The organism is Arcicella gelida (assembly GCF_034931025.1).
Taxonomy (GTDB): domain Bacteria; phylum Bacteroidota; class Bacteroidia; order Cytophagales; family Spirosomataceae; genus Arcicella; species Arcicella gelida.
In genome coordinates this window covers 259,046-272,315 of record NZ_JAYGIL010000002.1, presented here as the reverse complement: position 1 = coordinate 272,315, position 13,270 = coordinate 259,046, and the positions used below count along the sequence as shown (strand labels likewise).

The window sequence follows — 13,270 nt, the reverse complement described above, 5'->3', positions numbered from 1 at the left end:
GATTTCTTCGTTATTGATGGAACAAAAGTAGAAGGCGAATATGTATTAAAAAAATAAGATGATTTATAGGAAAGTATCATTAAAATAATAGCAAATGGTAAACTTAGAATGGTATCGAACTTTCAAAGTAGTGTATCAAACAGGAACTTTAACCAAAGCAGCAGAGCAATTATTTATTTCTCAGCCAGGAGTAAGCTTACATTTAAGTTCGCTGGAACATTATGTAGGCTATAAATTATTTGATAGAACTGGGAGAAAAATGATTCCGACAGAAAGAGGTAAAGTACTCTATAATTTTACCATTGAAGCTTTGAGTAAATTAGAAGAAGCCGAGAAGAATTTTCAGAAAAGTACTGAAAAACATACTCCAACTATTAGCTTGGGAATGTGTTTTGAAACCTTTCAGAGTGCTTTAGAGGAATTTATTCCAAGCTTTGATTTTAATATCATTCTTCAGTTTGGAGAATATCCTTTGATGATTGAAAATTTAGAAAAAGGTATTATTGATTTAATCGTTACGCCACAAGTATTAGAAAAAGAAGGTATCGAATACTTTCCTTTTTCTGCTGAAAAAATCATTATGGTCGGTGGAAACGAAACAGATTTAGAAGCCTTTAATGAAGTACTGGCAACTAACGATGACGAAATGCTGGAAAAATGGCTTAAAAGTCAGAAATGGTACGGGACAACTGGGGATATGGAACATTTGAGACATTTCTGGCAATTGAATTTTAATAAGTATCCAGATTTTCGTCCGAATTATATTGTTCCTAATTTGAATTCCATTATTCGATGTCTGAAACAAGGACAAGGCTTGGCAATTATTCCAGATTTTTTATGTCAGCAAGAAATTGATAAAGGCAATATTCAGTTAATCTGGGAGGGAAAAAGTATTTTAAAAAACACCATCCATTTTGCCCATCGTAAAAAGACAATTTATGATAAAGAAATTGCTTTAATTAAAGAAAGTATTGCGAGCAAAATGGGAAATAGTTGGAGTAATTTAAACCTATAGAAACAGTTGAATATTTTTATTTTATGCTAAAAATTGCTTATTCACCAATATATCAACATCCATTGCCAGAAGGACATCGTTTCCCGATGTTAAAATATGAGCTTATTCCTGAACAACTTTTGTATGAGGGTACTTGTAACAAGGATAATTTCTTTCAACCTGAACCAGTAGATGAAAAATGGATTTTAAAGACCCACAAAAAAGCATATTGGGAAGATTTGAAGTACTTGAGACTTGAGCCTAAAATGATTCGAAAGATTGGTTTTCCATTGTCAGAAGAATTGGTTTTAAGAGAAACTATTATTACGCAAGGAACAATAGATTGTTGTCATTTTGCTTTAGAAAATGACATTTCTATGAATGTTGCTGGTGGAACACATCATGCTTATTCCGACAAAGGAGAAGGTTTTTGTTTATTGAATGATGTGGCGGTTGCGGCAAATTATTTACTGGAAAATCATTTAGCGACAAAAATACTCATCATTGATTTGGATGTTCATCAAGGAAATGGAACGGCAGAAATTTTCCAAAATAATTCAACTGTTTATACTTTTTCAATGCACGGAAAAGAAAATTATCCATTGCATAAAGAGCAATCTGATTTGGATATTGAGTTGCAAACATACACTAAAGACGATGAGTATTTGAACATACTTTTTGAAACATTGCCTAAATTAATCGAAGAACAGAAACCTGATTTTCTCTTTTATATTTCGGGGGTTGATATTTTGGAAACTGATAAATTGGGAAAGCTGAGTGTTTCTAAAGAAGGATGTCTTAGGAGAGATGAATTTGTGTTTGAACAAGCTATCAAAAATAAGTTACCAATTGTAGTATCAATGGGAGGAGGATATTCTCCAAAAATTATAGACATTGTAGAAGCTCATTGTAATACTTTCAGGCTGGCACAAAAAATGTTTTTTTGAAATAAAAAGGCTGACAAGAGTAGCATCTTTGTCAGCCTTTTTATTTTAAAAAATAGAAATATCGTCTTTAAAAGTATCTGCCTTTTTATCTTTTTTTACTTTTTCAAAAGTTACTTTCTTGGTTTTACATTCTGTTTTTAAGCCTTTTTGAATCTGTAAATTATGTTCAAAAAATTCAATGGCTCGCTGTACTTTCTTTTTATTGATTGTCAAGAAATACGGCTGACGACCATTCTTTTGAATCAAACGGGCATCTAATTTATAAATTGTTCCTTCAGGAAAATCAGCAATAATTTTTGTAGGGCAACCAATTTTTAGGTCACATGGAATAGCTTGTCCATCAATGGTTTTTAATCTCGGACGGTTACGACGAGTATCAAAGTACACCTTAGCGTAAATGTCCAAGAAGATTTTCTTCTCTAATTCGGGCATTTCAGAAATTAGCGAAAGTTGCATTGATTTTTAAGGGATTTTAATGGTTTTGATAAAATTAAAAACAATAATTCAAATTTTCAATAGCCTAGCAAGAGTTATGAATTATTATTTATGAATTATGAATTTTAAGTATTGATATTTAGTACTTCAATTCAATTAATAACGACATTTATTCCCAAATGCAAGCCAATCATCTTTACTTGTATTCTCAAAACCATTTTTAGCATTTATTTATCTTTTGCCATTGAAAAAGTTGAAAGTTCCGATGGCATAATCTTGTAAAGTTGAGCCATGTGTTCCGCCAGCCTTTGTAATTAAAGTAACATTTCCGCCTTTTGCTTTCATGGCAGTAACGGCTGTTGATGAATTTAAGTAAAATACTTGTTGGTCGGCATCGCCATGATATAATTGCATTTCAGTTTTAGGTGCCCAATCAAAAACATCATTGTCTTTTACGGCATTCAAAAATTGGGTATCAGTTCCATCATTAATATTCTTCTTGAAAGTATCCGAAAAAGCAAGGTTGAAACTTACTGGCACATTAGCATTATTCCCATTATTTTGAATGTCTGTAGCATACGGCTCTTTGAAATAAGTATTCATTGCTCTGTTGAGTCCATAAATACGATTATAAGTTTGAACAACCCAAATATAAAGTTGATTGTACTCTGGAATTGCATGAGTAGTTTCATTAATCAAATACTTCATAAAAGCCGTTTTATTATAAGCGCCAGCACCACAAGAAGAAGCCACTAAATTGAATTCTGTGGGAAATTGTTCTTCAATTTTCTTTTGTAAAGACATCGTAGCGAAACCTCCTTGTGAGTAACCCGTAATCATTAATTTTTTACTCCAGTTTACTTTTTCAGTTGTAATAAATTCTTTAGAGGCACGAATCATATCCAAACTTGCTTGTGCTAAACTTTCACGATGTTCATAAGGATGAACAATACTTTTCGAAGTTCCGTATCCAATATAGTCAGGGCAGGCAATGATATAACCATTTGAAGCGAAAAGTGAAGCAATCGTATAAGATTCGCTACTTGTTCCATAGTTTGATGGAGCATCAGCATCAGAACGAATGGTTCCGTGTTGTTGGCTGATTAATGGTATCGCCTCAGTAGTTTGTGGTACAATCAAAGCACCCGAAGCTTGAATTTCAGTGCCGTCGGTATTCTTGGTTTTGTAAACAATTTTATAAGCTTTGATGTCATATTTCAACAAACCGCTAATGAATATTGCTACAAGTGGGTCGTTGATTCCGCCCGTTAGTACATCCGTTCTGGTTTTTAATACATCTTTTGAATAGGTACCAATCAGTGTGCTACTTACTAAGTACTGATTACTAGGCGTAGGGTCAGGATTATTGTTGTCGTTGCTTTTACAACTTGCAAACCAAATGCCAATGCAAGTGATTAGGAAATACAATACTATTTTTTTCTGTTGAGGTTTATTCATGGTTGTTGTTTTTGGGTTATTAACGATGAAGACAGTGAATTATTTAAGAAATGAGGTTCAAAATTTGGTATTTATTTAAGGGATTCAAAAAAAATAAATTTTATCATTAAACCATTATCATTGAACGGAATCTAAGGCATTTATATGAATTATCAAAGATAAACAATCCTTACAAATTCAAATTTACCATAAAAGAAATTAATTACAGATAAGTCGCACAATTATTCGTGCTTGTCTCAAATCTGAGTGCTTAGACTACGTTTTTTTAAATTTGTGTTAAAATAAAAACAAACTTTCGCTATGAAAAAAATATTTATCCTCTTAGCCCTAATCCTATCTTGTACGAAATTCTATGCTCAAACAGTAATTAGCGGAGAAATTAGAGAGATGGCTACCCAAAAAACTTTAAAAAGTGCTTATGTATCACTTGTCAATCTTGCAGATTCTACCCGAAAAAGAACCATTCCCACCAATGATTTAGGAAAATTTCAATTTGCTCAAGTAAGAAGAGGAAATTATTCTATCCGTGTAAGCTTCTTAGGATATAAAGAACTCAGACAAAATATTACAGTTGCAGGTGAGCCAAGTATTGCTTTAGGGACAATGCTATTGATTGAAGATAGCCAGACCCTGAACGAAGTAAAAGTGGTTGGACAAGTAGCTGGTGTCATTCAGAAAAAAGATACTTTGCAATTCAACGCAAGAGCTTATAAAGTAAATCCTGATGCCAATGCTGATGAATTAATTGAAAAATTACCAGGTGCGGTTGTAGAAAATGGTAAAATGCAAATTCAAGGTGAGGAAGTAAAACAAGTAATGATTGATGGAAAACTTTTCTTCGGAAAAGACGCAACAGCAGCCATGAAAAATATTCCAGCAGAGGTAATTGATAAAATTCAGGTATTTGACCAGTTAAGTGAACAATCACAATTAACTGGATTGGATGATGGTAACACGACTAAAACCGTGAATATTACAACTCGTCCAGATATGAGAAATGGTGTTTTCGGTCGTAATTCTGCTGGTATTGGTACAAACGATTCTTATAGAGCCGCTTCAAGTATCAACCGTTTTAAAGGAAGCAGTCGCCTAACAGTTTTGTTTCAATCGAATAATATTAATCAACAAAACTTTTCTTCGGAAGACCTTACTGGTGTAGCAAGTGGAAGTGCACAATCTCGTAGAGGTGGTGGCGGCGGTGGAAACCGTGGCGGCGGTGCTGGTGGCGGTGGAGATAACTCTAGCAACTTTTTGGTGAATAATCAACCAGGTTATAATAAAACTAACGCTTTTGGCTTAAATTACTCGAATGAATGGGGAACAAAATTGAAATTACAAGGAAGTTATTTCTTAAATCAATCAAGTAATTCTATCGTAGAAAATAGTTTTCAACAATATATTCAAAGTTCAAATGCTGGACAAACGTATGCTGAAAACAGTAACTCAAGTACAAAGAGCTTGAATCATCGTGCATATTTTAGATTAGAATACAAAATTGATGATAACAATTCATTAGTGATGACACCTAATTTGAGTTTTCAAACGACTGATGCAAGTTCTGGTTATGATGGTGTTACTAACCTGAATGGTAGTAAACTCAACGATGTTTTGAATAAAAATGCAAGTAATAATAATGCCATTAATTTCTCAAATAATTTACTTTTCAGACACCGTTTTGCTAAAATGGGTCGTTCGTTGACGTTCAATGTAACTACTACTTATAACGACAGAAATGCGGAAGGTTCGTTGAAATCTGTCAATAATTTCTACGGAACGAATCCATCTGCTAGAATTTTGAATCAGCGTTCAAATACTGATGCGAATGGACTGGGGCTTTCTACAAGTTTATATTATTCAGAGCCTGTCAGTAAACAAAGTGCGGTTTTCTTGAGTACAAGTTTTGGTTACAATGAAAACCAATCAGAAAAATATGCTTATAATTTTTCTGATTCAGAACAATCTTACAATCGTTTAGATACTTTATTGAGTAATGTTTTTAATAGCGACTATTATAATTATAGAATTGGTACGGGGTTCCGTCAGTTTTCAAGAAATATGAATATTTCTGCCGAAGTACGTTATCAAAATGCACATTTGATGAACGAACAAATTTTTCCTAAAACTTATAATTTAGATAAAAGCTTTAATAATATTTTGCCTTCTTTTTCAATGCGTTATAATATCAATGGTAATGCTAAATCTGTGCGTTTCAATTATCAAACACAAACGCAGCAACCAAGTATTAGTCAATTGCAAGAAGTAGTCAATAATAATAATCCATTAAGATTATCGACTGGTAATTCTTCTTTGACTCAAGAATATCAGCATCAACTTTCGTTACGTTATACGGCTACTAGCCCAACTACTTTTTCAAATTTTGTCACTTTAATGAATGCTAGTTTTGTGGTGGGAAATATTACAAATAGTAGTTTTATTGCTACAAGAGATACAATAATCAGCAAAGACATTACTTTAAAAGCTGGTTCTCAACTTTCTCGTCCTGTGAATTTAGATGGACAGTATTCTGTGAGAGGTTTTATGTCTTATGGTTTTCCTGTAAAAGCCATCAAGTCAAATATTAATACAAACCTTACGGCTAGTTTTTCAAGAACGCCCGGTTTAATTAATACTGCTTTGAATTATAGCGATTCCCAACGTTACGCTTTTGGTTTAGTGTTAAGTAGTAATATTAGCCAAAATGTTGACTTTACGATTTCTTCGAATTCGAATATTAGCTTTGTTCAAAATACCATTTCAAATACTTTGAACAATAATTACTTCAACCAAAATGTAAAGTTGCGTTTGAATATTATTTTCTGGAAAGGAATTGTGTTTAACACAGATGCTACTTATTATTCAAACTCTGGACTTTCGTCTTCGTTCAATCAATCTTACACATTGTGGAACATGGCTGTAGCGAAGAAATTGTTTGAAAAACAACAAGGAGAAATTCGCCTGTCAGTATTCGATTTGTTGAAATTAAACACAAGTATTCAAAGAAACGTAACAACAACTTATATCGAAGACAATCAATCGAATGTACTTCAACAATTTTTTATGTTGACGTTTAGCTACAATTTGAAGAAATATTGGAAAAGCTAGAAGTAGTTATGAGTTATGAATTATGAATTTTATATTCTGAAACTGTCAAAAAGGAGTATTTATGAACTTGGTTTTAAAGTAAAGCAAGTTTTTAACTCACAACTCACAACTAATAAGGCGAAGGTCCAACAGAAGTCCAGCCACCATCAACTACTAAACTTTGTCCAGTGATTTGTCTGGAAAGTGGAGAAACTAAGAAAAGTGCTGCATTGGCAATATCTTGAACAGTAGCAGGACGACCAGTAGGAGTAATCCTTGACCAAGTTTCAAGATAATTAGCATCGCTTAACGTTCGCTCTGTAAGTGTTGCACCCGGAGCAACAGTATTGATATTAATTTGATGCGGGGATAAATCAACCACTAAATTTTTAGCCAGTTGTTCTATCCCCGCTTTTGTCATTCCATAAGCCGCCAAATATTTGTGTGCTTGATGCCCAGTTACAGAAGACGTTAGTAAAATACTTCCGCCATGTCCTTGTTTTAGCATTTGTTTACTTGCTGCTTGGGTTAAGAAGAAAGTACCGAATAAGTTTACTTGTAAAATTTGCTGCATTGATTCAGGCTGATATTCCCAGAAATCTCCGAAGGTTGTAATACCAGCATTGGCAATTAAAATATCTATTTTGCCAAAGCTTGTTATTGTTTTTTGAATTAGTTGTTGAATACTTTTCAAATCAGAAACATCTCCACCAAAAGCTTCACAAATTCCTCCATTTTCTCGAATTATTTTTGCCGAAGATTCTGCCAAATCCTCATCAATATCGTTCAGCATTACTTTTGCACCTTGCTCTGCTAGTTGCTTTGCAATTTCGAAACCAATGCCAATACCCGCACCAGTAACAATCGCTACTTGGTTTTGGAAACGTTGTTCAATCATCTTCTTATGTTTTGTTTCGGACTGATTTAATGTTTTACTCAGGTTCATAATCTGAAGGCAAAGCCGTTCCGATACGATAATTACCCATACTTCCCGAAAATTTTAAGGATTGTGGAGGATACAATTCTCCTTGTGAAGTTAAGTATTTTACTTCATTCTTGTTGGAAATATCTATGTTGGTATGTTCAAAGCGTAAATAGCGATAACGATGATTGGCTTGTTGGTTATTTTTTCCTTCATATACAATTTCGATAGGAGTATTGAGTCTGAGAAAATACTGATGATTGACAGAATCTGGTTCAACCATGTTATCTACATTTATCTGAAAAGCTTTGTTTGCCAATTTTTGATAAAAATCGTTTATGTTGTAATTAACCAAAGTATCTTTAATGACTAAAAACTTATTTTCTTTTAGTTGATGTCTAATCAATGACTTGAAAAAATGATTAGGTGAGCCCCTATAAGCTTCTTTACGGTTTTTAATCCAAGTATTTTGCTCAGCTTCAGTGGGTGCTTTCAAGACTTCGAAACGAGTAATGCCCAGATATGAAACATCTCCGTTGGTTTTGTATTGAAATTCTTTCAATGTACTAAATACCTTATACCCAAGTTTACGATTGATGATAAGTAGCGGTTCTTCACAACTGGCAAAGAGTGTATTTTCTTCCCAAAACAACCGAATCTTATTTCTATTTTCAATTTCATAATCTTCATCTTTTTCACTTTCTCCCAGAAATTCTCTTTTAAAAACTCTATAATCTCTGAGCCACTGTCTGCTTACTTTGCCTTCAATTTTTACTTCGAGCAATTCTTTACTGACTGGCATCAGTTTGAAAGTAAGTGTTTTGGCAATTAATTGTTTACTCTCAAAAACGGAGCTAATCGTACTATAACCAATAAATGAAGCTCCGATTTGTATAGTGCCAAAAGGTACGTTTAGCGAGAATTCTCCATTTTCATTAGCAATTGTTCCAATAGATGAGCCTACCACAAAAACCGTAGAAAAAGGTAATGGTTTATTGTTCTCTTCGTCAATTACTTTGCCTTTAATCGCCACTTGGCTTAATGATGCGAAAGAGATAAACAGTAATAAAAAGACGGATTGATAAAATATTTTGTTCATGAAGTATTTTATCGTTTAGGTTTATTTTGATGTGTATTTGAAAAAATGAACATAAAAAAATCTGAGAATGAAAGTATAAAATAATACAGACATTCCCAGATGATGGCTTATTTGTTTTGTTAATTATTTTTTCAAATACTTCCCAAACCATTTCAAATAACGCTCAAAGCGGTCGATTTGGAAACTTGGGTTTGTAATACCGTGAAATTGACCTGGATAAATAATCAATTCGGTTGGAATTCCTACTGATTTGAAAGCTTGATACATTTGTTCACTTCCGATGGCTGGTACGTTAAAATCACTTTCACCTACCATAAATTGCGTTGGTGTTTTGATTTTTTCTACTTTCAAGAATGGATACGAAAGTGCGATATATTTATCAAAATTCTTCCACGGAGCACCTAATTCATGTTCATATTGTAAAATATACTGGTCTGCACCGTACATTGATGAAATCATTGCTACACCTGCACCACTTGATGCTACCTTAAAACGAGTATCTGTTGCAATGGTATAATCTGTCAAGATTCCGCCATAACTCCAGCCACCAATACCTAATTTTTCTGGGTCAGCGATGCCATTGTTTACAACATAATCGGTTGCTCCCAAAATATCCATTACTTCTTTATTACCCCAATCACCTGAAATTACTTTGCAATACGCTAAACCTCTACCGTTTGAACCACGATAATTTACCGCTACTACATTATAACCAGCGGCAGCCAGCATTTGGCGACTCAAATCAAAACTGAATTCATCTTGTGCCACTGGACCGCCATGAATAAAGAAAATCGTTGGCAATTTTTCTGTTTTTGAAGCATTCGCTGGGCGATACAAAAGGTTTGAAACCAAAGTTCCATCTTTACTTTTTGAGGTAAAACCTTCAACACTTGCTAATGCCAAAGGAGCAAGGAACGCATCATGATGTTTAGTCAATCTTCTAATGGCATTGTTTTCAAAAACATACAATTCAGCAGGAGTTTGAGGATTACTCATCGTTGTTAGAAAAGTGCCAGAAGGATGTCTTTCTAAAGTTGTAAAACTTCTTTCTCCATCAAGGAGTTTGCTAATTTTCCCGTCTGTTGCACTGAACTGAGCGATATATCTTGTACGGTCGTCAGCTACCAAAGCGATTAATGCCGTACCGTCTTTTGTCCATTTGTGCGAAGAAACAGGTCTGTCTAACGCTTTCGTCAATAGTTTTGGTTCGCCTCCATCTTTTGAAATGGTGCATAAAATAGATTGGTCGTACATGATATAGGCTTCCGAAGAAGTGGTTCTCAAGTAAGCAATTTGTTTGCCATCTGGACTCCAAACGGGGGAGTAATCTCTTCCCGTCCAAGTTGTTAATTGCTTTACTGGAGCATTAGCTTTGGCATCCATTACAAAAATATCTGAATTTGAATTTTTGTCTGGGTCTTCAGAATGATTACTCAAAAAGGCAATTTGTGAACCATCTGGTGACCAAACTGGTGATTCTTCCTCAAAATTTCCTTTGGTTAAAGTATCAATTTTTTTGGTTTCAATGTCAAATAAATACAAATGTGTCGAGCTTCTGGTGATATAGCCTTCAACATCTTTTTTAAACTGAAAACGGTCAATAACAATTGGTTTGGGTGCTTTTGATTTAGAAGTATCTGCCGAAACTTTAATGACTAAAGCAATTTTTTTCCCATCTGGCGACCAAGCGTATTCTTCTAAATCACCTTTTTTTAGGTCTGTTAATTGTTTGGCTTCGCCACCTCTTCTGTCCATTAGCCAGATTTGACTACTGGTTAAACCATTTCTTGAAGAAACGAATGATAGGTATTTCCCGTCTGGACTCCAACGAGCTTGCGATTCACCATCTGGCGTATGCGTTAATTGAACGGTTTCTTTACCATCCCAAGAAACCATGTAAACGTCGGCGTTTCTTTTGTTTTTGGCTGAGTCGATTGTTGAAAGTGTGTAACTTACCCAATTACCTTCAGGCGAAATTTTAGCATCTGTTACAGTTTTTAAGCGATAAACATCCGAAGGTTTTAAAGCACGTTTTACTGGATTTTGAGCGGACAAATTGAAACTCGCCCAAAAACAAAGCGAGAGTAATAATAAATGTTTTTTCATGTTGTTGTTGAAGATTTATGAATGAAATCGAAGATAAGAAAATTCCCCAAAGGATTTTTGAGAGATATGAATTATAAATTTTGAATTAGTACTTTATGAAAGGAACAATTTGGTACAATTTCTTAAAACCGTATTTTTTGTAGTGGCAAACCCTTGCGGTTGCCGTGTTGAGTGCGGCAACCGCAAGGGTTTGCCGCTACAAAATCTGTTTACTGACACAGAGTATCATTTTAATACTCTTGAGCATCGTTTTGGTACTTGTGAGTATCTTTTTAATACTCTTGAGTCTTGTTTTGATACTTAAGAGTATCATTTTAATACTCTTGAGTCTTATTTTGAGACTAAAGAGCATCGTTTTGATACTCTTTAATCTTGTTTTGATACTTATGAGTATCGTTTTAGTACTCACGAACATCATTTTAATACTCGTGAGTATCATTGTAGTATTAATGAGAATCTCTGGTAACGGTACTTCCTGATTTTCCTTTCAAGAAATCCATATCAGCACCCAAGTGAGCTTGTTCAACGTGATTGATGTAAAGATTTACATAACCACGAGTAATATTCATATCAATGGCTTCCCAATTTTTACGTCTTTCAGCCAATTCTTCATCTGATACTTCTAAATTTAACGTTCTGTTCGGCACATCCAAACTGATATAATCACCATTTTGAACTAAGGCTAAGTTTCCACCAGCCGCAGCTTCTGGCGAAACGTGCAATACAACCGTTCCAAAACCAGTACCTGACATTCTACCATCAGAAATTCTTACTAAATCATGAACGCCTTTTTCTAAAAGCTTTTTAGGAATTCCCATATTGCCTACTTCTGCCATGCCGGGATAGCCTTTTGGTCCAACATTTTTCAACACCATCACTGAATTTTCGTCAATGTCTAAAGCAGGGTCTTCAATTCTTGCGTGATAATCTTCTATCGTTTCAAAAACTACTGCTTTACCACGATGAACCATTAATTCAGGCGTAGCTGCCGAAGGTTTCAACACAGCTCCATTCGGAGAAAGATTTCCTTTTACTACCGCAATGCCAGAATTGGGTTTGAATGGATTTTCCATCGTCGCCACAATATTTCTATTATATACTTCTGCATCGGCACAGTTTTCACCAATAGTTTTTCCGTTTACTGTCAAAGCATCGTTATGAAGTACTTCACGCATTTCTTTAATCACCGCTGGTAAGCCACCAGAGTAATACAAATCTTCCATAAAGTGTTCACCCGAAGGTTGAAGATTTGCCAATAATGGAATATGTTGAGAGAATTTATCAAAGTCTTCAATGTTTAAATCAACCCCAATTCTACCCGCAATTGCCAATAAGTGAATTACAAAATTGGTTGAACCGCCAATCGCAGCATTGACCATAATGGCATTTTCAAAGGCTTCACGAGTAAGAATTTTTGAAAGTGTTAAATTTTCCTTTACCATTTCTACGATGCGTCTGCCCGAAAACTGAGAAATTACTTTTCTACGAGCATCAGCCGCAGGAATCGAAGCATTATTTGGAAGTGATAAACCCAGTGCCTCAACCATTGTTGCCATTGTAGAAGCTGTTCCCATAACGGCACAATGTCCTTGTGTACGAGCCATGCAAGCCTCAGCTTCCACAAATTCCGACTGTGATATTTGTCCCAATTTATAAGCCTCAGCAAAACGCCAAACGTCAGAAGTACCAATATCTTTTCCTTTGAAATGTCCTTTCAACATTGGTCCACCCGAAATTACTAACGTTGGAATATCTACGCTACAAGCTCCCATAACCAAAGAAGGAGTCGTTTTATCGCAACCACAAAGTAATACTACGCCATCAACAGGATTGGCACGGATAGATTCTTCCACATCCATACTTGCCAAATTTCTGTACAACATGGCAGTAGGTTTAATCAAAGTTTCGCCCAAAGACATTACTGGAAATTCAACAGGAAAACCTCCCGCCTCATAAACGCCAATCTTTACGGCTTCTGCCAAATCACGGAAATGAGCATTACAAGGAGTAAGTTCCGACCAAGTATTACAAATCCCGATTACTGGGCGACCATCAAATTGGTCGTGAGGAATACCTTGGTTTTTCATCCAAGCACGATAAATGAATCCATCTTTTCCTGTTTTCCCAAACCAGTTTTGCGAGCGTAAAGCTTTATTTTCTTCCATGATATTTTCAATGTAAATAGTTTATTTTCCAAAGCGGAAATTATTAAAATTATACCGAATTTT

At 34.7% G+C, this 13,270-nt stretch carries 9 protein-coding genes; 3 read left to right on the top strand and 6 right to left on the bottom strand.

Annotated features, from left to right (window positions below):
• The first annotated feature begins 94 nt into the window (after positions 1 to 94).
• Positions 95 to 1,015 carry a LysR family transcriptional regulator gene (locus tag VB776_RS01110; RefSeq protein WP_323325175.1) on the top strand — a complete coding sequence of 307 codons (921 nt, stop codon included), beginning with the start codon at positions 95 to 97 and terminating at the stop codon, positions 1,013 to 1,015.
• 23 nt (positions 1,016 to 1,038) lie between these two features.
• Entirely contained in the window at positions 1,039 to 1,941 is a 903-nt protein-coding gene (locus VB776_RS01105; RefSeq protein WP_323325173.1) for a histone deacetylase family protein, read from the top strand.
• A 45-nt stretch (positions 1,942 to 1,986) separates the two neighbouring features.
• Here the strand turns inward: VB776_RS01105 and VB776_RS01100 are convergent, their stop codons facing one another.
• A complete protein-coding gene (locus tag VB776_RS01100; RefSeq protein ID WP_323325171.1) occupies positions 1,987 to 2,397 on the bottom strand; it encodes a hypothetical protein in 411 nt (136 codons plus the stop codon).
• Between the two features lie 210 nt (positions 2,398 to 2,607).
• Entirely contained in the window at positions 2,608 to 3,834 is a 1,227-nt protein-coding gene (locus VB776_RS01095) for an alpha/beta hydrolase family protein (RefSeq protein ID WP_323325169.1), read from the bottom strand.
• Between the two features lie 300 nt (positions 3,835 to 4,134).
• On the opposite strand from VB776_RS01095, the gene VB776_RS01090 reads away from it, so the two are divergent.
• The gene (locus VB776_RS01090; protein WP_323325167.1) at positions 4,135 to 6,936 is read left to right on the top strand and encodes an outer membrane beta-barrel protein; all 2,802 of its coding nucleotides are present in this window, start codon (positions 4,135 to 4,137) and stop codon (positions 6,934 to 6,936) included.
• 109 nt (positions 6,937 to 7,045) lie between these two features.
• On the opposite strand, the gene VB776_RS01085 is transcribed toward VB776_RS01090, so the two are convergent.
• From VB776_RS01085 to VB776_RS01070, 4 genes are all read right to left on the bottom strand, one after another.
• The gene (locus VB776_RS01085; protein WP_323325165.1) at positions 7,046 to 7,813 is read right to left on the bottom strand and encodes an SDR family NAD(P)-dependent oxidoreductase; all 768 of its coding nucleotides are present in this window, start codon (positions 7,811 to 7,813) and stop codon (positions 7,046 to 7,048) included.
• A 34-nt stretch (positions 7,814 to 7,847) separates the two neighbouring features.
• On the bottom strand, positions 7,848 to 8,936 hold the full coding sequence (locus VB776_RS01080) for a carboxypeptidase-like regulatory domain-containing protein (RefSeq protein ID WP_323325163.1): 1,089 nt from the start codon (positions 8,934 to 8,936) through the stop codon (positions 7,848 to 7,850).
• Between the two features lie 123 nt (positions 8,937 to 9,059).
• Positions 9,060 to 11,042, bottom strand: a complete 1,983-nt coding sequence (locus tag VB776_RS01075; RefSeq protein ID WP_323325161.1) for a S9 family peptidase — start codon at positions 11,040 to 11,042, stop codon at positions 9,060 to 9,062.
• A 446-nt stretch (positions 11,043 to 11,488) separates the two neighbouring features.
• Complete coding sequence (locus VB776_RS01070) at positions 11,489 to 13,207, bottom strand: IlvD/Edd family dehydratase (protein ID WP_323325159.1); 1,719 nt, start codon at positions 13,205 to 13,207, stop codon at positions 11,489 to 11,491.
• Positions 13,208 to 13,270: the final 63 nt, after the last annotated feature.

Bases quoted from the DNA above. Each gene is read 5' to 3' on its own strand.
- VB776_RS01100 (WP_323325171.1), bottom strand. From the start codon at position 2,397: ATGCAACTTTCGCTAATTTCTGAAATGCCCGAATTAGAGAAGAAAATC.
- VB776_RS01070 (WP_323325159.1), bottom strand. From the start codon at position 13,207: ATGGAAGAAAATAAAGCTTTACGCTCGCAAAACTGGTTTGGGAAAACA.
- VB776_RS01080 (WP_323325163.1), bottom strand. From the start codon at position 8,936: ATGAACAAAATATTTTATCAATCCGTCTTTTTATTACTGTTTATCTCT.
- VB776_RS01095 (WP_323325169.1), bottom strand. From the start codon at position 3,834: ATGAATAAACCTCAACAGAAAAAAATAGTATTGTATTTCCTAATCACT.
- VB776_RS01090 (WP_323325167.1), top strand. From the start codon at position 4,135: ATGAAAAAAATATTTATCCTCTTAGCCCTAATCCTATCTTGTACGAAA.
- VB776_RS01075 (WP_323325161.1), bottom strand. From the start codon at position 11,042: ATGAAAAAACATTTATTATTACTCTCGCTTTGTTTTTGGGCGAGTTTC.
- VB776_RS01110 (WP_323325175.1), top strand. From the start codon at position 95: ATGGTAAACTTAGAATGGTATCGAACTTTCAAAGTAGTGTATCAAACA.
- VB776_RS01105 (WP_323325173.1), top strand. From the start codon at position 1,039: ATGCTAAAAATTGCTTATTCACCAATATATCAACATCCATTGCCAGAA.
- VB776_RS01085 (WP_323325165.1), bottom strand. From the start codon at position 7,813: ATGATTGAACAACGTTTCCAAAACCAAGTAGCGATTGTTACTGGTGCG.